We start from the raw sequence: 23560 nt of genomic DNA on the forward strand, positions 1-23560 counted from the left end.
TGGTGACGGAGGATCGGTGCCGTGCCCGACGCCGATCCCGCCCCCACCCTGGGTTCCCTGACCTGGCTCCCCGCGGCCGCGCACCCCGAGCTGCTCGGCGGGCCGGTGGCCGCCGCCCTCCCCGCGCTGGGGAGCGCCGGCTGGGTCGCCGCCATCGACGAGGACCTGGCCGACACCGCCGCGTTCAGCGAGGCCTACGGGGTCCCGCTCGCGGTCTCGGCCAACTGCGTGGTCGTCGCCGCCCGACGGTCGGGGGAGACGACGCTGGCCGCGTGCCTGGTGCCCGCGACCACGCGGGCCGACGTCAACGGGCTGGTCCGCCGCCACCTCGGCGCCCGCAAGGCCTCGTTCGCGCCGCAGGACGTCGCGGTCGCCGGCAGCGGCATGGCCTACGGGGGCATCACGCCCGTCGGCCTGCCCGCGGACTGGCCGCTGCTGGTCGACGCTGTGGTGGCCGCCGCCGGCCTCGTCGTCGTCGGTTCGGGAACCCGCGGCAGCAAGCTCGCCGTCCCCGGACCGGTGCTCGCGGCCCTCCCCGGCGCCGAGGTGCTCGACGGGCTGGGCCGGCCGCTGCCGCCGGAGCAGCCCCGCCCGGCCGCGCCGCCCGCTCCGGTCCGGGAGCGGGCGCCCGACGACCACGACCTCGGCTGGGGCGATCGCCCCGCCGACCCGGCCGAGGACGACCGCCGCTACCTGGCGGACCGCCCTCCGCACTGGGGCCGCGACTGAAGAAGGACCCCCTCCTCCCCGCGGCACGCTGCGCGCGTCACGGGACCCTGGAGGGGGCCGGACGGCAGGTCCTCAGAGCTGACCGGGCAGCGTCGTCGTGCCCGGCCCCGCGGTGCTGGTGCCGGGGCCGGCGCCCTGCTGGGCACGCAGCAGGTCCCGGATCTCCACCAGCAGCTCCACCTGGGTGGGCTCGGCCGGCCCGGCCTCCTCGCCGCGCTTGCGCCGGTCGCTGATCCTCTTCAGCGGCACGACCACCAGGAAGTACACGACCGCCGCGGTGATGACGAAGGTGATCACCTGGCTGATGAAGGCGCCGTAGTCGAAGACCTGGCCGTTCACGGTGAACGTCCCGCCCAGGTCGCCGCCCCCGCCGAAGACGGCGATGAGCGGGGTGAGGAACGAGTCGGAGAACGCGCTGACCACCGCGGTGAAGGCCGCGCCGATGACGACGGCGACGGCCAGGTCGACCACGTTGCCGCGCATCAGGAAGTCCTTGAAGCCCTTGATCATGGGCCTATTGACGCACGGCCTCGCGGAACGGCGCCAGTGCGGTACCCAGCGTCACGGCGACGCCGTCAGCGGCGGCGGCGACGGCGGCGGCAGGCTGAGGGTGAGGGTCGCGGTCGTCGCCGCGGCCGCCAGCTCCGCGGCCGTGCCGGCGTCGACGGCCAGCAGGAGCAGCCCCGCGGCCGGGTCGTCGGGACCGGGGGAGGCGAGCAGGACCAGCGCGCCGGCGGCCACCCGGCGGGCCTGCGCGTCGCCGTCGGCGGTGGCGAGCACGTCGACCCGGTCCCCGGGACGTGCGAGCCCGCTCACCGCGACGTCGGCCGGGCGCACCGGGGCGGCGACCGTGCCGGGCGGCAGCAGAGCGGTGAGGCCGGAACCCACGAGGCGGACGTCGGTCACCGCTTCCCCGGCGCGCACCGCGCCGGCCAGCGTGCGCCCGAGCAGGGCCTGCGGGTCGGCGGCGGCTCCGCCGGGTGCCACCGGCAGTGCGGCGACGGCGAGGTGCGCACCCGTCAGGACGGTGCCGGCGGGCAGGTCCGCCGCGGCGGTGACCACGGGCACGCCGCGGTCATCGGCAGCGGGTTCCGCCGGTCCCGGGCGCAGGGCGAGGACGAGCGCCAGTACCGCCAGCGCCCCGGCCAGGAAGCGGCGGAGCAGGTGGACGACAGATCGGGGGCGGCGCAGGCGGATCATGCCCCGACCGTGCGCGGCCGGCCGCCCGGGTGGGCGACCGGCCGCGAGGGTGTGGAAGGCGGTGCGGGCTGTGGACGGCGGGCCGCCCGCGGCAGCTCAGCCGGCGCCGGCCGCCTTGGCGCCGCTGCCCGAGGACGACGACGAGGAGGACGACGAGGAGGACGAGGACGACGACGAGGAGGTGCTGTTCGCCGCCGGCTCCTTCTTGGTGCTGCTACCGCCGTCGGACCCCGAGGAGGACTCGCTCGAGGAGGCGGACGTGCGGCTGTCGGTCCGGTAGAAGCCCGAGCCCTTGAAGACGACGCCGATCGAGCCGTACACCTTGCGCACCGGGGCGCCGCACTGCGGGCACTCGCTGACGGGCGCGTCGGTGAAGGACTGCACGACCTCGAACTCGTGCTTTCCCTCGGCGTTGGTGCAGGCGTACTGGTAGGTCGGCACGGCGGGATGCTCCTGGTCGGACGCGGAGTGGGGCGCGCCGGGCTGGCACTCTGCCCCGGCGACTGCCAATGATGCGCCCTCGCGCGCCGTCCGTCCATCACCCGGGGTCCTCGGTCCCTGGCGACGCGCGGGGACGCGGCGGGACAGTGGTGCGCCACGGGGACGACTGCATCCGCCACGGGGGAGGACTCCATCGGGAGAGTTGCGATGACCGTGGACGAGGCCAAGCTGAACGACCTGCTCGGGCGATTCGTCGTCGACGCCGGAGCCGGCTTCCAGGTGCTCGGGGCGGTCCTCGGGGACCGGCTCGGGCTCTACCGGGCGCTGCTGGAGGTGATGCCGGCCGAGCCCGCCGAGGTCGCCCGCGCGGCGGGGGCCGACGAGCGGTACGTCCGCGAGTGGCTGTCCGCGCAGGCCGCCGGGGGCTACGTCACCTACGACGCGGCGAGCGGCCGCTTCTCCCTCACCGAGGAGCAGGCCTTCGTCCTGGCGGCGCCGGACGGCATGAACGCCGCCGCGGCCTTCCTGATCCCGCTCGCGGCGATCAAGAACGCCGACCGGCTGGCCGAGGCGGTCCGCACCGGCGAGGGCTTCCCCTGGCACGCCCACGACCCGGCGTTGTTCGAGGGGACCGAGCGGTTCTTCCGCCCCGGCTACGCGGCCAACCTGGTGTCGTCGTGGATCCCGGCGCTCGACGGCGTGGAGGAGCGGCTGAAGGCCGGTGCGCGGGTCGCCGACATCGGGTGCGGCCACGGTTCCTCGAGCCTGCTGATGGCCGCCGCCTTCCCGGCGTCCCGGATCACCGGCTTCGACTACCACGACGCGTCGATCGACCAGGCGCGCAAGCGGGCGGTCGAGGCCGGGCTGGCCGACCGGGTGTCCTTCGAGGTGGCCCGCGCGGCCGACTTCCCGGGCGAGGGCTACGACCTGGTGACCGTCTTCGACGCACTGCACGACATGCCCGACCCGGTCGGCGCCGCCCGCCACGTCTGCGAGTCGCTCGCTCCCGACGGCACCTTCCTGGTGGTCGAGCCCTACGCCGGCGACCGGCTCGAGGACAACCTCAACCCCGTCGGGCGCCTCTACTACGGCGCGTCGACGGTGCTGTGCGTGGCCCACTCCAAGACGGAGGAGCCGCGGACGGCGCTCGGGGCGCAGGCCGGCGAGGCGCGGCTCACCGAGGTGCTGCACCAGGCCGGCTTCGGCCGCGTCCGCCGGGCCGCCGAGACTCCGTTCAACCTCGTGCTGGAGGCCCGTCCCTGACGGGCGGACCGGGCGCGCAGGCGCGAGCCGTACCGTCGGCCCGTGACGACCCGGTGGCTGGACGACGAGCAGCAGCGCGCGTGGCGCGCGTGGCTGAGCGTGAGCGAGCTCGTCCCGCGGGTGCTCGATGCCCAGCTGCGGCGGGACGCCGGGCTGAGCCACGCCGCCTACGTCGTCCTCGCGATGCTGTCGGAGGCACCCGGCCGGGCCCGGCGGATGAGCGACCTGGCCCGCCGGGCGAACCAGTCGCAGAGCCGGCTGTCGCACACCGTGGGCCGGCTGGAGGAGCGCGGCTGGGTGCGCCGGGAACGCGCCAGCGAGGACGCCCGGGGCAACCTCGCCGTCCTCACCGACGCGGGGTGGGACGTCGTCCAGCAGGTGGCGCCGGGCCACGTCGAGGCCGTCCGCGCCGCGATGTTCGACGCGATGACGCCGGAGCAGACCCGGGTGCTGCGCGAGGCGCTGGAGCAGGTGCTCGAGCGCCTCGACCCCGACCACAGCCTCCGGGTGGAGCACGGCGCCGACGCCGCTCCCGAGCGCTGACCCTCCCGCGGCGGCTCCCCGGAGCTGCCGCGGGCAGGGGTCAGCGGCCCAGGTGGCGGTAGCGGTGCAGGCGGCTGCGGAAGCGCTCGTTGTCGTCGCGGCCCAGCAGCCCGGCCAGTTCCTCGCCGAGCACCCGGCCCAGGCGCAGGCAGAACTCCTGCGGCTCGTCGGCGGCGTCGGGGCGCTCGGGCACCACCCGGTCGACGATCCCGGCCCGCCACAGGTCGGTGGACCGCACGCCCTGGTTCGCGGCCATCTCGTCGGCCCGGTCCACGGTGCGGTGCACGATCACGCTCGCGCCCTCCGGGGGCAGCGGGCCCAGCCAGCCGTTGGCCGCCGACAGCACCCGGTCGGCGGGCACCAGCGCCAGCGCGCCGCCGCCGGTGCCCTGGCCGAGCAGCACCGCGATCGTCGGCGCCTTGAGCATCACCAGGTCCTGCAGGCAGCGCGCGATCTCGGCGGCCAGCCCGCCCTCCTCCGCCTCGCGGGACAGCGCGGCGCCGGGGGTGTCGATCAGGGTGACCAGCGGCAGCCGCAGCTCCGCGGCCAGCCGCATGCCGCGCCGGGCCTCCCGCAGGGCCGCCGGCCCCAGCGGCGCCGACAGCGACTGCCCGCGCCGGTCCTGCCCCAGCACCACGCACGGCGCCCCGCCGAAGCGGGCCAGCGCCAGGAGCAGGCCGGGGTCCTTCTCCCCGGCGCCGGTGCCCGACAGGCCGACGACGTCGGTGGCGGCCGTCCGCAGCAGCCGTCGCACCCCCGGCCGGTCGGCTCGCCGCGAGGCCGTGACGACGTCCCACGCGGAGCGCCCGTCCTCCGGGTCGTCGGCGTCCGTGCCGTCCTCGGCGGTCGGGCGCTGCGCATCGCGGACGTCGAGGTGCCAGGTCTGCCGCGCGGCCAGCACGTTCAGCGCCCGGTCGGCGACGTCGGCGATGTCCTCGTGCGCGACCACGGCGTCGATGAGCCCGCGCTCGGCCAGGTGCTCGGCGGTCTGCACGCCCTCGGGGAACTGCTCGCCGTACAGCGCCTGGTAGACCCGCGGCCCCAGGAAGCCGATGGAGGCGCCGGGCTCGGCGATCGTCACGTGCCCCAGCGACCCCCACGAGGCCAGCACCCCGCCGAAGGTCGGGTGCCGCAGGTACACCAGGTAGGGCAGCCCGGCCTCCTTGTGCCGGGCGATGGCGGCGGTGATGCCGATCATCTGCAGGAAGGCGACGGTGCCCTCCTGCATCCGTGTGCCTCCCGAGACGGGTGCGGCCAGCAGCGGCAGCCCCTCCTCGGTGGCCCGCTCCACCGCGGCGATCAGCCGCTCGGCGGCGGCCACCCCGATCGAGCCGGCGAGGAAACCGAACTCCCCGGCCACGACCGCCACCCGGCGGCCGCGCAGCAGCCCCTCGCCGGTGATGATCGCCTCGTCCTGGCGGGTCTTCTCCGCGGCCCTGACCAGCTCCTCGGCGTATCCCGGGTCGACGTCGCGGACCGGGATCGGGGAGTCCCACGACGTCCACGATCCCGGGTCGAGCACCCGGTCGCGGAGCGTGCGGGCGTCGGTGCCGGTCATGTGGTCCCCTCGGTGAGCCAGGCGCGGAGGTCGGAGTCTGCCGCGCCGAGCACGGGGGGAGCGGTGTGCTCCCGGCGGGTGGTCTCGGTCTCGCCGTCGGGACCCGCGGCGAAGAACCGCAGCGGCGGGCCGGGCAGCTGCAGCCGGCCCAGCGTCGCGTGCTCGACGTCCACCAGCAGCCCCTGCGACAGGGTCTGTTCCCAGCCGTAGGTCTCGTCGAGCGTGCGCACCTTGCCCGCCGGGATCCCGGCCGCGGCCAGCCGGGCGAGCAGGTCCTCCGGCCCGGTGCCGGCGAAGGCCTCCTCGAGCAGGGCGATGACGCGGTCGCGGTTGCCCACCCGCTCGCCGTTGGTGGCCAGCCCCTCGGCCTCGGGGTCCAGTCCGAACTCCGCGCACAGCCGCCGCCACAGCGACTCCGAGCCGCAGGACAGCTGCACGCTGCCGCCGGCGCAGCGGAACAGCCCGTACGGCGCGATCGAGGGGTGGTGGTTGCCCTGCGCCCGGTTGACCTGGCCGCCGACCGTCCACGCCGTCCCCTGGAAGGCGTGCACGCCGACGATCGCCGCGAGCAGCGACGTCCGCACCACCTGGCCGCGGCCGGTGCGCTCGCGCTCCAGGAGCGCGGCGAGCACGCCGTAGGCGCCGTACATCCCGGCCAGCAGGTCGCCGACGGGGACGCCGACGCGCTGCGGGTCGTCGGGACCGGAGCCGGTCAGCGACATCAGCCCCGCCTCGCCCTGCGCGATCTGGTCGTAGCCGGCACGGCCGCCCTCGGGCCCGTCGTGGCCGAAGCCGCTGATCGCCAGCGTCACCAGCCGCGGGTTGAGTGCGGCGAGCACGTCGGTGCCGAAGCCGAGGCGGGCCAGCGTGCCGGGGCGGAAGTTCTCCAGCAGCACGTCGGCGCGGCGGACCAGCTCCCGCAGCAGCTCCTTGTCGCCGTCGTCCTTGAGGTCGAGGGTCAGCGACTCCTTGTTGCGGTTGGCCGACAGGAAGTACGTGGACTCCCGGTCGCCCTCCTCGGGCGTCACGAAGGGCGGGCCCCAGCCGCGCGTGTCGTCCCCGCTACCGGGGCTCTCCACCTTGATCACGCGGGCACCCAGGTCGCCGAGCATCATCCCGGCGTGCGGGCCGGCCAGCGCCCGGGTCAGGTCGACGACGAGGATCCCGTCCAGGGGTCCGGGCACGGCAGCCTCCGATCGTTCACCGAGCGGCCGGCGCCCCGGCCGGTGACCGGTCCGCACCGGCTCGCCACGGCGGGCCGCGGCCGCTGCGCTCAGCGGCCGTCGGGAAGAGCCTGCCAGCCGCCGGAGGGGGTGACGACGGCGCCCACCCGGCGGTCGTGCGCCTCGGCGGGCAGCTCGTCGACCAGCTCGTCGTCGTACACGACGGCCACCAGCAGCGCACCGGGCCGGGAGTGCACCAGCGCCCGGTCGTAGAACCCGCCGCCCCGGCCCAGCCGCACGCCTGCGCGGTCGACCGCCACGGCCGGGAGGACGACGGCCTCCGCCGTCCCGATCGCCGTGGGCCCTAGCCGCGGGCCGACCGGCTCCAGCAGGCCGAACCTCCCCGGCGCCAGCCGCCCGGTGTCGACGGCCCAGCGCAGCTCCGTGTCGCCCTCGGCGACGACGGGCAGCAGCACCCGCGACCCCAGCTGGGTGAAGGCCGCCGGCAGCCGCCCGTGGCCCGGCTCGAACTCGTCGGGGCAGAAGGCGGCCAGGGTCCGGACCTCGGCCAGGCCCCGCAGCAGCGCCGTCGTGACGGCGGCGGCCGCGGCTGCGCGGTCGCCCTCCGGACGGGCGCGCCGGGCCCGGAGCAGCCGCGCCCGCACGGCGGACTTGACCGCGCCCACCTCGTCCGGGGGAGTCACCGGCGCAGGCTAGCTGGATACGCTCCGCGACATGCCCAGCTCACGTGCCGCGCGCAAGGCCGTCATCCCCGTCGCCGGGATGGGGACCCGCTTCCTGCCCGCCACCAAGGCGGTGCCGAAGGAGCTGCTGCCGGTCGTCGACCGGCCGGCGCTGCAGTACATCGTCGAGGAGGCGGCCCGCGCCGGGCTGGGCGAGGTGCTCATGGTGACCGGCCGCAACAAGGCCGCGATCGAGGACTTCTTCGACCGGACGCCGGAGCTCGAGGCGGCGCTGGAGAAGAAGGGGGACGCCGGCCGGCTGGCGGCGGTCCACGAGTCCACCGACGTCGCGCAGGTGCACTTCGTCCGCCAGGGGGAGGCCCGCGGCCTCGGCCACGCCGTGCTGCAGGCCGCCGCCTTCGTCGGGGACGAGCCGTTCGCCGTCCTGCTCGGCGACGACCTCATCGACGCCCGCGACCACCTGCTCGAGCAGATGCTGGCGGTGCAGGCCGAGCACGGCGGGTGCGTGGTGGCGCTGCTCGACGTCGGCGCGGAGAACATCGACAAGTACGGCGCGGTGGCGATCGAGGAGCAGGAGCAGCGGGGCGTCGTCACGATCACCGGCCTGGTGGAGAAGCCACCGGTCGACGAGGCGCCCAGCAGCCTGGCGATCATCGGCCGCTACGTGCTGGCGCCCGAGGTGTTCGACGTGCTCCGCGAGACGGCGCCGGGCCGCGGCGGGGAGATCCAGCTGACCGACGCTCTGGCCACCCTCGTCGAGCGCGGCGAGCCGGTGCACGGGGTGGTCTTCGACGGCCGCCGCTACGACACCGGCGACAAGCTCGACTACCTCAAGGCCGTCGTCCGGCTGGCCGTCGAGCGCGACGACCTCGGCCCGCCGCTGCGCGCCTGGCTGACCGAGTTCGTGGCCGAGCTGCCCGCCGAGGGCGCGTCGCAGGCCTGACCGGCGCCCCGCAGGGGGGAGCATCGACGGTCGTGATGGGTGTGGACGACGACAGGGCCGGGTCGACCGTGCGGCAGCAGCGGGAGACCACGGCGCTCGACCTGCGCTCGGGGGCCGTGCTGCCCGGCGCCGGCACGGGCGGGAGCTCGGTGCAGCACACGGCGCAGATCGACCCCTCGGCGGTGCCGCCGCCCCCGGGGACGCCGGAGCCACCGCTGCCGCGCACCGTCGAGCAGCACCTCGACGAGATCCTCGCCGCGGTGCCGCAACCCGACCCGATCGAGCTGGCCGTCCTCGACGCGCAGGGGCTGCTCTGCGCCGAGGAGGTCGTGAGCAAGCGCGCCCTGCCGGCCCACGATCAGGCGGCTTTGGACGGCTACGCCGCCCGCGCCGCCGACGTGGCCGCCGCCACGCTGGAGTCCCCGGTCCCGCTGTCGGTCGTGGGGGAGACCACCGCGGGGGCGTCCGGACCGTCGTCCATCGGTCCGGGCCTGGCGCAGAAGGTGGCGGCCGGCGCGCTGCTGCCCGGCGGCGCCGACGCCGTCGTCCCCGCGGTCTGGACCGACCGCGGCGTGGTCACCGTGACGGTGCACGCCGGGGTGGCGGCGGGCAACTACGTCCGCCGCGCGGGGGACGACGTCGCGCCCGGCACGCCCGCGGTCGCCGTCGGGACGCCGATCGGGCCCGCGCAGATCAGCCTGCTGGCCGCGGTCGGCCGCGAGCGGGTGCTGGTCCGCCCGCGCCCGCGGGTGGGGATCCTCTCCGCGGGCGGCGAGCTCGTCGACATCGCCGCCGATCCCTCGCCGGGGCAGGCCGTCGACGTCAACAGCTACGCCCTCGCCGCGGCGGCCCGCGACGCCGGCGCCGACGCCTACCGCTCGGGCATCGTGCCGGCCGACCCGCGCCGGCTGTCGGAGGTGCTGGAGAGCCAGACCCTGCGCAGCGACCTGGTGCTGATCTCGGGCACCTTCGCCGAGGAGGGCGACCCGGTCCGGGAGGCGCTGGCCGCCCTCGGCGACGTCCGGTTCCGTCCCGTGACGATGCACCCCGGACCCGTGCAGGCCTTCGGCCGGATCGGCCGGGAGCAGGTCCCGGTCATCGTCGTGCCCGGCGAGCCGGTCGCGGCGCTGGTGGCCTTCGAGGTGTTCGTCCGCCCGGCGATCCGGCTGATGCTGGGCAAGCGCCAGCTGTTCCGCCGCACCGTGCAGGCCATCGCGGCGCAGCCGGTGTTCTCCCCGCTGGGCTACCGCCAGTACCTGCACGGGCAGGTGATGCGCCACCCCGACGGCGGCTACGTGGTGGAGCCGCTGGGCGACGGCGACGAGGCGATGCTCGCGCGCATGGCCCGCGCCAACTGCCTCGTCGTCGTGGACGAGGACGTCACCGAGGTGGCCGCCGGCGGCCTCGTGACGGTGATGCCCCTGCTGCTCGGCGGCTGAGCAGGCGTGCTCTCCGACCCTGCGCTGCGGCCCGGGTGGCCGGCCACGCTGCGGTGGGGGCCGGTCGAGCTGCACCCGCTGCGCCGGTCCGACGCCGCCGAGTGGAGCCGGGTGCGGATGGCCAACGAGGACTGGCTGAGCCCCTGGGAACCCACGGCGGTCCAACCCTGGGCGGTGCGGCACACGCCGGCGGCGTTCCGCACGGTGCGCCGCCGGGTGCTGCAACGGGCGCGGACGGGGCTGACCCTGCCCTTCACCATCCGGGTCGAGGGCCGGCTCGCCGGCCAGGTCACCGTCGACAACGTCGTCCGCGGCGCGCTGCGCTCGGGCAACGTCGGCTACTGGCTGGACCGCGCGGTCGCCGGACGCGGCATGGCCTCCCTCGCGGTGGCGCTCGTGTGCGACCACGCGTTCGGCCCGGCGGGGCTGCACCGGCTCCAGGCCGACATCCGGCCGGAGAACGCTCCCAGCCAGCGCCTGGTCGAGCGGCTCGGGTTCCGCCGTGAGGGCCTGCTGCGCCGCTACCTGGACATCGACGGCGACTGGCGCGACCACTACACCTACGCGCTGCTGGCCGAGGACCACCCGCGCGGCGTGGTCGCGCACTGGCAGGCCCGCGCCGGCGGTTGACCCGCTCCCCGGGTGGGTATGGATGGGCCTCCGCCTAGCACGGAACCGGCCGGTCCCCGGCTGTCGTCGTGTCGACACGCCGCCCCCGTGGCACTCCCGTCACACAACACTCCGGCGACACACCGCGCGCCTCCCTCGAATGGGGCGGCGACCTGCATAACCTGCCGCGGCAAGTGACTCGTGTGACGGGTGGTGTTCTCATGGGATCGGGTGTGCTCCTGGCCGCGCTGGTCGTCCTCTGGTTCGTCGTGCTGGTGCCGATGGTGGTCACCCGCGGCGACGAGCGGACGCGACCGGTGGCGGGCGACTCCGGCCGTACGCTGCAGCGCCGGCGGGTGGTGGACCCGGTGGTCCACGCCTCCACCGAGCGGGTCGCCGTCGACCGCGGCGTCCTGCGCGAGACCGGCGAGCTGCGGGTCGACGTGCACGCCGTGCGCCGCCGAACGCTGGCCGGCCTGGTCGCGCTGGCGCTGCTGGCCCTCGTGGGCGCGCTCGTCGTCGCCCCGTGGGTGTGGGCGGTGCAGGTGCTGCTCGACGTCGCGGTCGTCGCCTACCTCGCGGTCCTGCGCGCCGCCGCCCGGCGCGAGCAGGCCGCCGCCCGCCGCGCCGCCCGGACGGCCGCCCGCCGCGCCGCCCGCTCGGTGCCGGCCCCGCGCCCTGCCGTGGTCGAGGAGGAGTCCGCCGAGGACCACGACGTCGAGGCCGGCCCGGTGCACCACACCGTCGGCCTGCGCCACCCGAGCCTGCCGCTGGCCCCGGTGCACCCGCTGCGCCCGGGCCGCGTCGTGGCCGCCCGCGCCGCGACCCCGGCCGGCTGGCAGAACAGCGCTGTCGTGGGCCTGGACGACGACGACATCGGCTTCGCCGACATCGACGAGTACGAGCCGCGCCGGGTCGCCAACCTCTGAACGAGGACCCCGTCCTCCTCATCCCTCGCACGCTCGGGACGAGCCTCTGGACGGGGCCGGGACGCGCGGCCACCCCCGGTCCGGTGCGGAGCACGGAGACGGTAGGCTCTGTCCGTCAGGGGCTGTAGCGCAGTCCGGTAGCGCACCTCGTTCGCATCGAGGGGGTCAGGGGTTCGAATCCCCTCAGCTCCACCCCGACACCGCAGGGCGCCCTCCACCCGGAGGGCGCCCTGCGTCGTTGAGGGGTCGGTGCGATCGACGGGAGGACGGCGGATGGTGCACGGAGAGAGGGCGGTCGCGCCCGAGACGGTCCCGGGCGAGCGGCTGCTGCCCGAGGCGGCCCGCATCGCCGAGCACCTGCTCGCGGTCCAGCAGCGGGTCAACGACCAGGTCGACCTCCTGCAGGCCGGCCTGATGCCCGACGTCCGGCGCCGGCTGGGGCTGGCCGAGGGCGAGCCGGTCGACGTCGCCGACCTGGTCAACGCCCGCATCGCCGGGCTCAGCGTCGTGGTCACCCCCGAGGCGGTGGCCACCGTCGTGCCGCTGACCGCCGCCTCGGCCGCGACGACGCGCGCCGGCCGCCGGGCGGCCACGGCGATCATCGCCGGCGAGGACCCCCGGCTGGCCGTGATCGCCGGCCCCTGCTCCATCCACGACCCGGCCGCCGCGCTGGAGTACGCGGCGTTCCTGGCCCGGATGCGCGAGCGGCACGCCGAGGACCTCGAGATCCTCATGCGCACCTACACCGAGAAGCCGCGGACCGAGGTGGACTGGAAGGGCTTCGCCTACGACCCCTACCTCGACGGGTCGAACCGGATCAGCGTGGGCCTGGTCGCCACCCGGATGCTGATGATCGGCATCACCGGGCTGGGCGTGCCCGTGGCCGCCGAACCGCTCAACGCCCTCACCCCGCAGTACGTCAACGGGCTGGTCACCTACAACGGGGTCGGCGCGCGCAACGTCACCGACCAGACCGCCCGGGAGCGGGTGTCGGGCTTCTCCTCCGTCGTCGGCTTCAAGAACTCGCCGGAGGGCAGCATCGAGGTCGCCGTCCAGGCCGTCGTGTCGGCCCGGGCGCCGCACGAGTTCCTCGGCGTCGACCGGCACGGGGTCACCGCGCAGCTGTCCACGACCGGCAACGAGACCGGGCACGTCATCCTGCGCGGCGACAAGGACGGCCCCAACCACTCCGCCGCGCACGTCGCGGCCACCCGGGCGGCGCTGCGGGCCCGGGGCCTGCCCGAGGTGGTCGTCGTCGACGCCTCGCACGGCAACAGCCGCAAGGACCACCGGCGGCAGCCCGCCGTCGTCGCCGACCTCGCGGCGCAGATCGCCGGCGGCGAGCCCGCCATCCGCGGCGTGATGATCGAGAGCCACCTGCGCGCCGGCCGCCAGGACCTCGACCAGCGCGACCCCGCGGCGCTGGAGTACGGGCTGAGCGTCACCGACTCCTGCGTCGACCTGCCGACGACGGAGGCGCTGCTGGAGGAGCTGGCCCGGGCGGCACGGGCCAGGCGGACGGCGGCCTGAGCGGCGGTCAGCCCGCGCCGCCGGTGAGCTCGCGCCCGCGCGTCCCGTCTGCCGGCGGACGTTCCCGTTCGGACCACGCTGCGTAACGATTGTAGGTGGTTCCTGCAGCGGATCGCCGCACTCCGGGTGCCTTCTGCCGCGGGATCGGCACTTTCGCCGTGGGGCGGCTGTGCAGAGCGGCGAACACACATGACACTCCGTCACCATGCTCAGAGCACGTCGCGCTGCGGCGACACTCGTCGGCCTCACCGTCCGGCTGGGCCTCGTCGTGGCCCTGGCCGCCGGGGTGGTCGCCGTCCTGCCCGCGCCGACCGCCTCGGCGGCGCCCACGCTGCCCGCCGGGTTCGTCGTCCGCGACCTGCCCAGCGGCCAGGCCGACACCCTGACCGACTTCGACTTCGCGCCGGACGGCAGCTACTTCACGACCGGCAAGAACGGCCGCGTGGCCTGGGTGTCGGCCGCCGGCGTGCCCCGCACGCTGGCCACGCTCGCGGTCGCCACCCAGCAGGACCTGGGCCTGTCCGGGATCGCGGTGGCCGCCGACTACGCGACCAGCCGCCAAGTGTACACCGCGCGGGCGCTGACCGTGAACGGCGTGTGGATGACCCGGCTGAGCGCCTGGACCGTCACCGGATCCCCGGAGCCGACCGGGCTGACCGGCGAGCGGGTCGTCTTCGAGCTGCGGCAGAACTCCGACGTCCACGCGCTCACCGACATCGTGGCCGCGCCGGACGGGACGCTGTGGGTGAGCGTCGGCGACGCCGCCGACTTCCGCGTCGTCGACCCGCTGGCACTGCGGTCGCTGGACGTCAACCAGGGCTACGGCAAGGTCCTGCACGTCCTGCCCGACGGCCGCGGCGTGCCGGGCAACCCGTACTACGACGCGGCGAACCCGCAGTCGTGGAAGAGCCGCGTCTACGCCAGCGGCTTCCGCAGCCCCTTCCGGATGAGCCTGGACCCGACCTCCGGGGCGCCGATCCTCGGTGACGTGGGCTGGAACACCTGGGAGGAGGTCAACCTCATCCGCCCCGGGGCGAACTACGGCTGGCCGTGCTGGGAGGGCAACACGCAGACCCCCGGCTACCGGGACCTCCCGGGCTGCGCCGGCGTCACCAACACCGCCCCGCTGTGGACCTACGTGCACGGCCCGCTGGGCACCAGCATCACCGGCGGCGTCGTCTACCAGGGCTCGGCCTACCCCGAGGCCTACCGCGGCGCCTACTTCTTCGGCGACTACGCCTCGCAGCGGGTCTACACCCTGCGCTACGACGCCCAGGGCCGGCTGACCCGCCAGCCCGAGGCGGCCGGCTTTGGCGTCGAGAACGGCCTGCCCGTCGCCTTCGGGACCGCCACCAACGGCGACATCGTCTACGCCGACATCGCCGGCAGCCGGCTCAAGCGGCTGGTCTACCTGCCGGGCAACCGCCCACCGACGGCGGAGGCGACGTTCACGACGAACGCGGCCACCCGGACGGTCAGCTTCGACGCCAGCCGTTCCAGCGACCTCGACGGCGATCCGCTCACCTACCGCTGGGACTTCGGCGACGGGACCACCGCGACCGGTGTGCGCCCGGTCAAGACGTACGCGGCGAGCACGCCGGCGACGGTCACCGTGCGGCTCACCGTCACCGACCCGGCGGGGGCCACGGGGACCAAGGAGTTCACCGTCGCGCCCGCGGCGGCGGCGCCGAACCTGGTGCTGACCGCGCCCCCGCCGACGGCGACGTTCGCGGTGGGCAACCCGGTCCAGGCCAGCGCCACCGCCACCGACTCGGCCGGCGCGCCGCTGCCGGTCACGTGGCGCGTCGTCCTGGTCCACTGCAGCGCCGACTACTGCCACGACCACCCGGGCGAGACCTTCACCGGCCCGACCTTCACCCGGCCCTTCGACGACCACGGCGACCGGACCAGCCTGACGATCATCGCCTCGGCGACCGACTCCCGGGGCGTCCGGACGGAGCGGAGCTTCATCGCCCAGCCGCGGATGCGGACGCTGACGCTCAACGCCTCCACCCCGGCCGCCATGACGGTGAACGGCGTGGCCCGGTCCACCGTCCAGGTCACCGCCGGTGCCCGCGTCTCGATCTCGGCGCCCCCGGTGGCCGCCGACGGCGTCGCCACCTTCGAGCGGTGGAACGACGGCGCCCCGCGGCAGCGCGAGCTCGTGATGCCCGACGGCGACCTCGCGCTGACCTCGACGTACCTCACGCCCATCGACCGCCGGTACGCCGCGGAGGCCGCGCTGCGGACCGCGCTGGGACCGGCCACCGCCCCGGAGGCGGGGGACGCCGCGGTGCGCTACCGCGTCTACCAGAACGGGCGGCTGTACTGGTCCCCGGCGGAGGGGGTCCACGAGGTCCGCGGCCAGATCCTCGCGACCTACCTCGCCGTCGGCGGGCACGTCGTCCTCGGTGAGCCGATCACCGACGAGACGCCGACGCCGGACGGTCGCGGCCGCTACAACCACTTCCGGATCAACACGTCGTCGATCTACTGGACGCCCACCACCGGCGCCCACGCCGTCTACGGCGAGATCCGGCGGCTGTGGGCCTCGATGGGCTGGGAGCTGTCCGTCCACGGCTACCCGCGCAGCTCGGAGCTGGCCACCCCGAACGGCCGAGGTCGGTACAACGACTTCCAGAACGGCGGCATCTACTGGCGACCCGGCGTCGGGCCCCGCAGCGTGCACGGCGCGATCTACCAGGCCTGGGGCCGCATGGGCTGGGAGGGCGGCCTGCTGGGCTTCCCCACCACCAACGAGACCACGACCCCGGACCGGATCGGCCGCTACAACCACTTCGAGGGCGGTTCGATCTACTGGTCGCCGCGCACCGGCGCGCACGCCGTGTACGGGGCCATCCTCGCCCGGTGGCGGGCGCTGGGGTGGGAGCTGTCCTACCTCGGCTACCCGACGAGCACCGAGTTCTCCGTCCCCGGCGGGCGGCGGGTGAACTTCGAGCGCGGGTACATCCAGTGGAACGCGAGCACCGGCGCGGTCATCGACCGCAGGTACTGACGCCCGCGCCGGCTCAGAACCAGGAGGGGAACCACATCCGGTCCAGCCACTCCCCGTGCGAGAGCGGCTGCCCGGTGAGCACCGGGTAGAAGAAGACGAACGTCGCCGCCACGACGCCGACGTACAGGCTCACGACGCCGAGGCCGACCTGGCGCCGGGTGTGCGAGGCCGACGCAGGACCGAGCGCGTCCTGGAGCACGAGGACCACGGCGAGCACGAAGAACGGCACCACCGGCGCCATGTAGAAGATGAACATCGTCCGTTCCCCGTTGAGGAACCAGGTGCCCCAGCCGGCCGCGATCATGGTGAGGAGCAGGATCGAGGCCGGGTCGCGGCGGGCGACCACCCGCCAGGCCAGCCAGACCAGGGCCGGCGCGAAGGCGAACCACAACGTCGGCGTCCCCACCATGAGGATGTAGCGGACGACCTGGTCGCCGGCCGCGTCCGTCAGCCCCTGCGGGTTCCACAGCAGGATCGGCCGGCCGTTGACCAGCCAGCTCCACGGCCCGGACTCCCACGGGTGGGGGGACGACAGCCCGTTGTGGAACGCGAGCCACTCGGCGTGCTGGTGCCACAGCGACCGCACGGAGTCGGGCACCCAGCCGAAGGCGGTGTCGGGGTTCTGCTGCGCCCAGGCCTTGCCCTGCGAGGTCTCGCCCAGGAACCAGCCGGTGAAGCTGGCGACGTAGGTGAGCACCGGGACGGCGGCCAGCGCCCACGTCGCGCCGGGCAGCCCGCGGCGCAGCGCAACCAGGGACGGTCGGGCGACGCCCGCCTCGCGCCAGGCGGCCCGGTCCCAGAAGAGGGACAGCACGGCGGCGAAGGCCAGGAACCAGACCCCGCTCCACTTGACCGCGCAGGCGCAGCCGAAGAGGAAGCCCGCGGCGATCCGCCAGCCGCGCGGGCCGAGGCGGAAGCCGGTCGGCGGGACGTCGACGGCGTCGCGGATGCGTTGCCGGACCCGGTCGCGGTCGACCACCAGGCAGGCGACGGCGGAGACGACGAAGACCTGCAGGAAGACGTCGAGCAGGCCGATCCGCGACAGGCTGAAGGAGAAGCCGTCCAGCGCGAGCAGCAGACCGGCGACCAGGCCGAGGAACGTGGAGCCGGTCAGCCGCCGCGCCAGCCGGACCAGGACGACGACGGCGATCGTGCCGGCGACGGCCGAGGGGAACCGCCAGCCTAACGAGTCGTAGCCGAACGCCCTGATCCCCAGCGCGATCAGCCACTTGCCCAGCGGCGGGTGGACGATGAACGTGTAGCCGCGGTTGTACTCGTGGCCCCAGGTGAGCATCTCCTGCGCCTCGGGCGGGTAGTACGCCTCGTCGAACAGCAGCTCGCGCGGGTAGCTGATGTCCCAGAGCCGGATCGCGAACGCCGCGGCGCCGAGGACCGCGGTCAGGACCCAGGCCAGCCGGGTGTCGCGGGGCAGCGGCGGGGTGCGGTCGATCCGGCGGGCCGGCAGGCGGCGGCGCGGGACCGGCCGGAGCCGGGGGTCGGACTCCGCGCGCTCGGGAGCCAGGACCGCCATGGGCCCAGGGTAGTGACAGGACCTGCCTGCCCCCCGGTACTCGCGGGGCCGCGCCGGGCCCCTGCAGGCAGGCCGGGCCGGGCCGGCGTGACAGGCTCGGAGGGTGAGTGGACGGCTGGTGCTCGGTGGCGCGCCGCTCGGGCAGCCCGGTGACGTCGGCCCCCGGCTGCGCGAGGCGATGGCCACCGCCGACGTCCTCGCCGTCGAGGACACCCGCCGGCTGCACCGGCTGGCCGCCGATCTCGGGGTCGCGCCGACCGGCCGGGTGGTCACCTTCCACGAGTCGGTGGAGCGCGCCCGGCTGCCGGGGCTGCTCGAGGCCCTCGCCGGGGGCGCCACGGTGCTGCTGCTCACCGACGCCGGGATGCCGTCGGTGTCCGACCCCGGCTACACGCTGGTCCGGGCGGCGATCGAGCACGGCGTGCACGTCACGTCGGTCCCGGGGCCCTCGGCGGTGACCACCGCACTGGCGGTCAGCGGGCTGCCGGTCGACCGGTTCTGCTTCGAGGGGTTCCTCCCGCGCAAGGGCGGCGAGCGGCGCTCCCGGCTCGGGGCGCTGGCGGGGGAGCCCCGCACGATGGTCTTCTTCGAGTCCCCGCACCGGCTGGCCGACGCGCTGGCCGACGCCGCGGCCGCCCTCGGCGACGACCGGCCGGCCGCCGTCTGCCGGGAGCTGACCAAGACCCACGAGGAGGTGCGGCGCGGGACGCTGGCCTCGCTGGCGGAATGGGCCGCCGAGGGTGTCCGCGGGGAGATCACGCTCGTGGTGGCCGGTGCCCCCGAGACGCCCGTGGAGCTCACGGCCGCCGAGCTCGCCGCCGAGGTCGCGGCGGAGGAGGCGGCGGGGGCCAGCCGCAAGGACGCCATCCGCGCCGTCGTCGTCCGCACCGGGCTGCCCCGCCGCACCGTCTACGACGCCGTCGTCGCCGCAAAGGGCTCCTGACCCGCCGGGAGTGCTGGGCATAGGAGGCTATACGCACGTTCTCCTCGCTGAGACGTGGGTGAAGCTTGCTATGCCTCCGGGTGGAGGGGCCGACCGAACTCAATCTCCGATCAGCCGACTCGGAGTTGCGCGGCCCGGGCGGCGTACACCTCGATCACCCGACGACGGACGCCGTCCGGGTCGCGGAGCACGTCGGCATAGGTGAAGCGCAGGACGACCCAGCCCAGTGCTGCGAGCGCCCTGTCCCTCCCCAGGTCGCGCCTGCGGTCCTCGGGCGACGTGTGGTGACGGGCGCCGTCCAGTTCGACCGCCAGCTTCACCTCGGGCCACGCCCGATCGAGTTTGATGTTGCCCTCCGGCAGGGTCAATCGGTACTGGCCGATGCTCCTGGGCAGCGAACGATGTCGGAAGACACCGAGGACGCCGTGTGCCTCGAGTTCGCTCTGGCAGCCGTCCTCGATGAGGTCGATGGTCTGCGCCAGAGCGCGGTGACCTCCGATGTTCGGTCGTTCTGCCAGCTCCGAGCGCAGGTCCCCGGGGACGACGAGGCCGCGCCGGGCGACGTCGAGCAGCAGTGGGCGTCGCTCCGCGACCTGGAGCAGGGGCCAGGAATCGACGAGGCTCCGGGGAAGGGCGGTGACGAGCAGACCCTTGCGGACGACGCACTGCGGCGCCTCGGGCTGGAAACGCAGCCGGCGGTGGACGACGACCCCGGCTGCCCCGGCGCGACGGATGGACTGGTCGACGGTCAGGCGCAGCGGTCGCCGGAGCGCGAGGAGGCCCCACACCGCCAGAGCGGTCGTGTGGCTCAGGGCGGCGACAGGACCGGCGTGGCGGAGTGCGGCCCGGAGCAGGACGTCGTCGGTCAGGGGCCTACCGGCCTGGGAGTAGACGTGCGGGAGGACGCGGGCGAGCGTGCGGCGGCCGACGTAGCCGTCGAGGACCGTCGTCGGCACTCGGGTCAGCAGATCCTGCCGGGTCGCGAGCCCGCCCTGTCGATCGAGGACCTCGCGGATGACGTCGTCCCAACGCATTCCGCGAGGGTGCAGGCAGTCGGCTCGCCGTGGTCGCGAGGACCGAGGCCTGTGGACACAGCTCGCGGCGAGCGCCGGAGCCTCCGCGGTGAGGCATAGGAAGCGTTACCCACGTCTCCAGCCCGGGGACGTGCGTTTAGCTTCCTATGCCTAGGACCAGTGCACACTCGCGAAGCAGCTAGAGCCAGCCGTTGCGCTTGAAGCCGCGGTGCAGCAGCAGGCAGGCGCCGAGGATCACCATGAGCACCAGCGGGTAGCCGAACCGCCAGGTCAGCTCCGGCATGTGCTCGAAGTTCATCCCGTAGATGCCGGCGATCGCGGTGGGGACGGCGACGATGCCCGCCCACGCCGAGATCTTGCGCATGTCCTCGTTGTCGACCATCGAGGTCCGGGCCAGTGACGCCTGCAGGATCGACGACAACAGCTCGTCGAGGCCGCTGACGGTGTCGCGGACCCGGATGGCGTGGTCGAGGACGTCGCGGAAGTAGGAGCGCATGACCTCCGGGACGACGTCGACCGGCCGCTCCGACAGCTTCTGCAGGGGGACCTCCAGCGGAGCCACCGCCCGGCGCAGGGACATGAGCTCGCGCTTGAGCTGGTAGAGCCGGCCGATGTCGTCGGTGCGGTCGGGGCTGAAGACCGAGGCCTCCAGCTCGTCGACGTCGTCCTGCACCGCCTCGGCCACTTCGACGAACGTGTCCACGACCAGGTCGGCGACCGCGTACAGCACCGCCGCCGGCCCCAGGAGCAGCAGCTCCCGCTGCTGCTCCAGCCGGCGGCGCAGCTCGGCCAGGTCGCCGTGCCGGCCGTGCCGCACGGTGATCACGTGGTGTGCCCCCAGGAACACCATCACCTCGCCGGTGTCCACGACCTCGCTGGTCGCGGTCAGCCGGTCGTGCTCCACGTACGTCGCGGTCTTGAGCACCATGAACAGGTCGTCGTCGTAGCGCTCGAGCTTGGGTCGCTGGTGGGCGTAGACGGCGTCCTCCACCGCCAGCGGGTGCAGCCCGTAGCGCCCGGCGATCGACTGCAGCTCGGCCTCGGTCGGCTCGAACAGCCCCAGCCACACGAAGCCGCCCTGCGCGACCGCGGCGTCCAGCTCCTCGCCGGGCTCGACCGGTGCCTGGCGCCGCCCGTCCACGTAGACGGCGCAGTCCCTCACCGCGTCCTGGCCCGGCGGCCGGTGCCTCGGCGGGCGCGGAGCGCCGGCCGGTCGCGGCCGGGCGGTGGGGACGTCGAGGTGCGGCGCGGGGGCGGACGGCGGTCCGTCGGTCGGTGCACCCGGGGACGGGTCGGTCGCGGTCACGCAACGCCTCCACGCTGGGTCGCGGGTCGGGGTGGTCAGCGTAGGCGTGCCGACGGCGGCGGTCGGCTGCCGCGCTGACCCCTTCGGGTGAGGCAAGCCGCGCGCCCGTACAGCGGGGGAGCGCACGCGACGACCTGACCGGGGACCGACCGTCCCCGGCCAGAGAGCAGACCCGTGGCGAGCACCACCCTCGACGACCGCACCGGCGTGCGCCCCGCCGGCGGTGCGGCGGCCTCGCCGCACCGCCGTCCGCCGGCCGCGGTCCTGGCCGCGGCGGGGATCGCCCTGCTCGAGGCGGTCGCTGTCGTCGCCGCCGCGATCACCGGGCTCGACGGGCTGCTGACCGCACCGGACCGGCCGCCGACGGCGGTGTCCGCGCTGCTGCTCGTGGCCCTGGCCGCGTGGGCGGTCTTCGGCGCGGGCGGCGGCCTGGTGCTCGCCGACGGTTCCGGTGCGCGGCTGCTCACCGTCGTCGCCTGCGCGGAGCTGGCCGTGCTGGCGGTGGTCCTCGTGCTCGGCCTGACGACGACGACCGGTCCGGTCCTCGGCCTGCCGCTGGCGGCGCTGGCGCTCAGCGCGTTCGCGGTGCCGACCGGGAAGCTGCTGCTGGCGAGCGCGCCGTCCACCATGGCCTGGCTGGCCGCCGGTCCCCGGTCCCGGACGCGTCCCCCCGAGCTCACCGAGGACCAGCGCTCCCTGCGCCTGGCCACGGTCGCGGTGATCGGGCTGGCGCTGGTCGCGGTGACGCTGCTGGACCCGGCCGGCACCGGCGCCGACGTCCCCGCTCCGGCCGCGACCGGCCGGCCCTGAGGGCGGGGCGCATAGTCTCGTGCCGTGAGTGATCGGCACATCCTGACCGCCGTGGCCTGGCCCTACGCCAACGGCCCGCGGCACATCGGCCACGTCTCCGGCTTCGGCGTCCCCTCCGACGTCTTCAGCCGCTACCACCGGATGGTGGGGGACCGGGTGCTGATGGTCAGCGGGACCGACGAGCACGGCACGCCGATCACCGTGGCCGCCGACGCCGAGGGCGTCACGCCGCGCGAGATCGCCGACCGCAACAACCGGATCATCACCGGCGACCTGCAGTCGCTGGGGCTGAGCTACGACCTGTTCACCCGGACGACGACGGCCAACCACGCGCAGGTCAGCCAGGAGATCTTCCTCGGGCTGCTGAGGAACGGCTACGTCTTCCCGCAGACGACGCTGGGCGCGATCAGCCCCTCCACCGGCCGCACGCTGCCCGACCGCTACATCGAGGGCACCTGCCCCATCTGCGGCTACGACGGCGCCCGCGGCGACCAGTGCGACAACTGCGGCAACCAGCTCGACCCCACCGATCTCGTCAACCCGGTGAGCCGGATCAACGGCGAGACCCCGCGGTTCGTCGAGAGCGAGCACTACTTCCTCGACCTGCCGGCGTTCACCCGGGCGCTGGGCGACTGGCTGGACAGCCGCAAGAGCTGGCGGCCCAACGTGCTGAACTTCAGCAAGAACCTGCTCGCCGACCTCAAGCCGCGCAGCTACACCCGCGACATCGACTGGGGCGTGCCCGTGCCCCTCGACGGCTGGCGCGACCGCAACGACAAGCGGATCTACGTGTGGTTCGACGCCGTCGTCGGCTACCTGTCGGCGTCGATCGAGTGGGCCCGCCGGTCCGGGGACCCGGACGCCTGGCGGCAGTGGTGGCAGACGCCGGACTCCGACGCCTACTACTTCATGGGCAAGGACAACATCGTCTTCCACGCCGAGATCTGGCCGGCCCAGCTGCTCGGCTACAACGGCGAGGGCGACCGGGGCGGCACCCCCGGCTCGCTGGGCCGGCTCAACCTGCCCACCGAGGTGGTGTCCAGCGAGTTCCTGACCATGGAGGGGCGCAAGTTCTCCTCCTCGCGCCAGGTGGTCATCTACGTGCGCGACTTCCTCGCCCGCTACGACGCCGACGCGCTGCGCTACTTCATCGCCGCCGCCGGCCCGGAGAGCCAGGACACCGACTTCACCTGGGCGGAGTTCCGCCGCCGCAACAACGACGAGCTGGTCGCCGGCTGGGGCAACCTGGTCAACCGGTCGGTGTCGATGGCGGCCAAGAACGTCGGCGCGGTGCCCACCCCCGGCGACCTCACCGACGCCGACCGCGCGCTGCTGGGGACGACGTCGGGCGCCTTCGGTCCCATCGGCGACCTGCTGGCCCGCAACCGGCAGAAGGCCGCCGCGGCCGAGGCGATGCGGGTCGTCGGCGAGGCGAACAAGTACCTGTCGGACCAGGCGCCGTGGAAGCTCAAGGAGGACCCGGCCCGCCGGGACACCGTCCTGCACACCGCGCTGCAGGCGATCAGCGACTGCAACGCGCTGCTCACCCCGTTCCTCCCGCACTCCGCGCAGAAGATCCACGAGCTGCTCGGCGGCACCGGCGTCTGGTCGCCGGCGCCGCGGATCGAGGAGGTCACCGACCTCGACGACGGCTCGCCCTACCCGGTCATCACCGGCGACTACGACTCCGCGCAGGCGGTCTGGGCCTCCCGGCCGCTGCAGCCGGGCACGCCGCTGGCCCCGCCGACGCCGGTGTTCACCAAGCTCGACGAGTCGATCGTGGAGGAGGAGCTGGCGCGCCTGGAGCAGGGCGGCGGCTCGTGACCGCCGAAGTGGCCACTTCGGCGGGGTACCGCCCCGCGGCGGCGG

21 protein-coding genes and 1 tRNA gene are annotated in these 23560 nt (G+C 75.0%); 13 read left to right on the forward strand and 9 right to left on the reverse strand.

Annotated elements, in window-relative coordinates; translation table 11 throughout:
• The first annotated feature begins 21 nt into the window (after window positions 1-21).
• On the forward strand, window positions 22-729 hold the full coding sequence (locus tag ACK586_RS03820) for a YbaK/EbsC family protein (RefSeq protein ID WP_409329123.1): 708 nt from the start codon (window positions 22-24) through the stop codon (window positions 727-729).
• A 72-nt stretch (window positions 730-801) separates the two neighbouring features.
• Here the strand turns inward: ACK586_RS03820 and mscL are convergent, their stop codons facing one another.
• From mscL to ACK586_RS03835, 3 genes are all read right to left on the reverse strand, one after another.
• Window positions 802-1239 carry a large conductance mechanosensitive channel protein MscL gene (gene mscL, locus ACK586_RS03825; RefSeq protein ID WP_409329124.1) on the reverse strand — a complete coding sequence of 146 codons (438 nt, stop codon included), beginning with the start codon at window positions 1237-1239 and terminating at the stop codon, window positions 802-804.
• A gap of 51 nt (window positions 1240-1290) precedes the next feature.
• Entirely contained in the window at window positions 1291-1929 is a 639-nt protein-coding gene (cpaB, locus tag ACK586_RS03830; RefSeq protein ID WP_409329125.1) for a Flp pilus assembly protein CpaB, read from the reverse strand.
• A gap of 96 nt (window positions 1930-2025) precedes the next feature.
• Window positions 2026-2370 (reverse strand): FmdB family zinc ribbon protein, encoded by a 345-nt coding sequence (locus ACK586_RS03835; protein ID WP_409329126.1) that lies wholly within the window; start codon window positions 2368-2370, stop codon window positions 2026-2028.
• 207 nt (window positions 2371-2577) lie between these two features.
• Between ACK586_RS03835 and ACK586_RS03840 the strand changes: the two genes are divergently transcribed.
• Both ACK586_RS03840 and ACK586_RS03845 read left to right on the forward strand, forming a co-directional pair.
• Complete coding sequence (locus ACK586_RS03840; RefSeq protein ID WP_409329127.1) at window positions 2578-3633, forward strand: class I SAM-dependent methyltransferase; 1056 nt, start codon at window positions 2578-2580, stop codon at window positions 3631-3633.
• Between the two features lie 42 nt (window positions 3634-3675).
• The gene (locus tag ACK586_RS03845) at window positions 3676-4176 is read left to right on the forward strand and encodes a MarR family winged helix-turn-helix transcriptional regulator (RefSeq protein ID WP_409329128.1); all 501 of its coding nucleotides are present in this window, start codon (window positions 3676-3678) and stop codon (window positions 4174-4176) included.
• 40 nt (window positions 4177-4216) lie between these two features.
• On the opposite strand, the gene ACK586_RS03850 is transcribed toward ACK586_RS03845, so the two are convergent.
• The 3 genes from ACK586_RS03850 to ACK586_RS03860 all read right to left on the reverse strand — a co-directional run bounded on the left by ACK586_RS03850 (window position 4217) and on the right by ACK586_RS03860 (window position 7601).
• Entirely contained in the window at window positions 4217-5734 is a 1518-nt protein-coding gene (locus ACK586_RS03850; RefSeq protein ID WP_409329129.1) for a carboxyl transferase domain-containing protein, read from the reverse strand.
• Window positions 5731-6918 carry a CaiB/BaiF CoA transferase family protein gene (locus ACK586_RS03855; RefSeq protein WP_409329130.1) on the reverse strand — a complete coding sequence of 396 codons (1188 nt, stop codon included), beginning with the start codon at window positions 6916-6918 and terminating at the stop codon, window positions 5731-5733. Before ACK586_RS03855 ends, ACK586_RS03850 begins: the two co-directional genes overlap by 4 nt.
• 89 nt (window positions 6919-7007) lie before the next feature.
• A complete protein-coding gene (locus ACK586_RS03860; RefSeq protein ID WP_409329131.1) occupies window positions 7008-7601 on the reverse strand; it encodes a 5-formyltetrahydrofolate cyclo-ligase in 594 nt (197 codons plus the stop codon).
• A gap of 31 nt (window positions 7602-7632) precedes the next feature.
• Between ACK586_RS03860 and galU the strand changes: the two genes are divergently transcribed.
• The 7 genes from galU (at window position 7633) to ACK586_RS03895 (ending at window position 16067) form a co-directional block, all read left to right on the forward strand.
• The gene (gene galU / locus ACK586_RS03865; RefSeq protein WP_409329132.1) at window positions 7633-8544 is read left to right on the forward strand and encodes a UTP--glucose-1-phosphate uridylyltransferase GalU; all 912 of its coding nucleotides are present in this window, start codon (window positions 7633-7635) and stop codon (window positions 8542-8544) included.
• Between the two features lie 35 nt (window positions 8545-8579).
• A complete protein-coding gene (gene glp / locus ACK586_RS03870) occupies window positions 8580-9983 on the forward strand; it encodes a molybdotransferase-like divisome protein Glp (RefSeq protein ID WP_409329196.1) in 1404 nt (467 codons plus the stop codon).
• Window positions 9984-9989: 6 nt separating this feature from the next.
• Window positions 9990-10613: a GNAT family N-acetyltransferase gene (locus tag ACK586_RS03875; RefSeq protein WP_409329133.1), complete on the forward strand. Its 624-nt coding sequence runs from the start codon at window positions 9990-9992 to the stop codon at window positions 10611-10613.
• A gap of 200 nt (window positions 10614-10813) precedes the next feature.
• Window positions 10814-11521, forward strand: coding sequence for a divisome protein SepX/GlpR (gene sepX, locus ACK586_RS03880; RefSeq protein ID WP_409329134.1), 708 nt, complete (start codon window positions 10814-10816; stop codon window positions 11519-11521).
• 118 nt (window positions 11522-11639) lie between these two features.
• A tRNA-Ala gene (locus ACK586_RS03885) sits at window positions 11640-11713 on the forward strand.
• A gap of 81 nt (window positions 11714-11794) precedes the next feature.
• Window positions 11795-13051 carry a 3-deoxy-7-phosphoheptulonate synthase gene (locus ACK586_RS03890; protein WP_409329135.1) on the forward strand — a complete coding sequence of 419 codons (1257 nt, stop codon included), beginning with the start codon at window positions 11795-11797 and terminating at the stop codon, window positions 13049-13051.
• Between the two features lie 205 nt (window positions 13052-13256).
• Window positions 13257-16067, forward strand: a complete 2811-nt coding sequence (locus ACK586_RS03895) for a PQQ-dependent sugar dehydrogenase (RefSeq protein ID WP_409329136.1) — start codon at window positions 13257-13259, stop codon at window positions 16065-16067.
• A 13-nt stretch (window positions 16068-16080) separates the two neighbouring features.
• Here ACK586_RS03895 and ACK586_RS03900 read toward each other — a convergent pair whose 3' ends face one another.
• Window positions 16081-17598 carry a dolichyl-phosphate-mannose--protein mannosyltransferase gene (locus ACK586_RS03900; protein ID WP_409329137.1) on the reverse strand — a complete coding sequence of 506 codons (1518 nt, stop codon included), beginning with the start codon at window positions 17596-17598 and terminating at the stop codon, window positions 16081-16083.
• A 103-nt stretch (window positions 17599-17701) separates the two neighbouring features.
• Here ACK586_RS03900 and rsmI point away from each other — a divergent pair, with 103 nt between their 5' ends.
• Window positions 17702-18541 carry a 16S rRNA (cytidine(1402)-2'-O)-methyltransferase gene (gene rsmI / locus ACK586_RS03905; protein WP_409329138.1) on the forward strand — a complete coding sequence of 280 codons (840 nt, stop codon included), beginning with the start codon at window positions 17702-17704 and terminating at the stop codon, window positions 18539-18541.
• Window positions 18542-18651: 110 nt separating this feature from the next.
• On the opposite strand, the gene ACK586_RS03910 is transcribed toward rsmI, so the two are convergent.
• Both ACK586_RS03910 and ACK586_RS03915 read right to left on the reverse strand, forming a co-directional pair.
• Window positions 18652-19575, reverse strand: coding sequence for an endonuclease domain-containing protein (locus ACK586_RS03910; RefSeq protein WP_409329139.1), 924 nt, complete (start codon window positions 19573-19575; stop codon window positions 18652-18654).
• 178 nt (window positions 19576-19753) lie between these two features.
• On the reverse strand, window positions 19754-20737 hold the full coding sequence (locus ACK586_RS03915) for a magnesium and cobalt transport protein CorA (RefSeq protein ID WP_409329140.1): 984 nt from the start codon (window positions 20735-20737) through the stop codon (window positions 19754-19756).
• A gap of 318 nt (window positions 20738-21055) precedes the next feature.
• Here ACK586_RS03915 and ACK586_RS03920 point away from each other — a divergent pair, with 318 nt between their 5' ends.
• Together ACK586_RS03920 and metG are read left to right on the forward strand one after the other, a co-directional pair.
• Window positions 21056-21691 (forward strand): hypothetical protein, encoded by a 636-nt coding sequence (locus ACK586_RS03920; RefSeq protein WP_409329141.1) that lies wholly within the window; start codon window positions 21056-21058, stop codon window positions 21689-21691.
• A 24-nt stretch (window positions 21692-21715) separates the two neighbouring features.
• Window positions 21716-23515 (forward strand): methionine--tRNA ligase, encoded by a 1800-nt coding sequence (gene metG / locus ACK586_RS03925; RefSeq protein WP_409329142.1) that lies wholly within the window; start codon window positions 21716-21718, stop codon window positions 23513-23515.
• Window positions 23516-23560 lie beyond the last annotated feature (45 nt).

It is taken from the genome of Trujillonella humicola, from assembly GCF_046233715.1.
Classification (GTDB): Bacteria; Actinomycetota; Actinomycetes; order Mycobacteriales; family Geodermatophilaceae; genus Trujillonella; species Trujillonella humicola.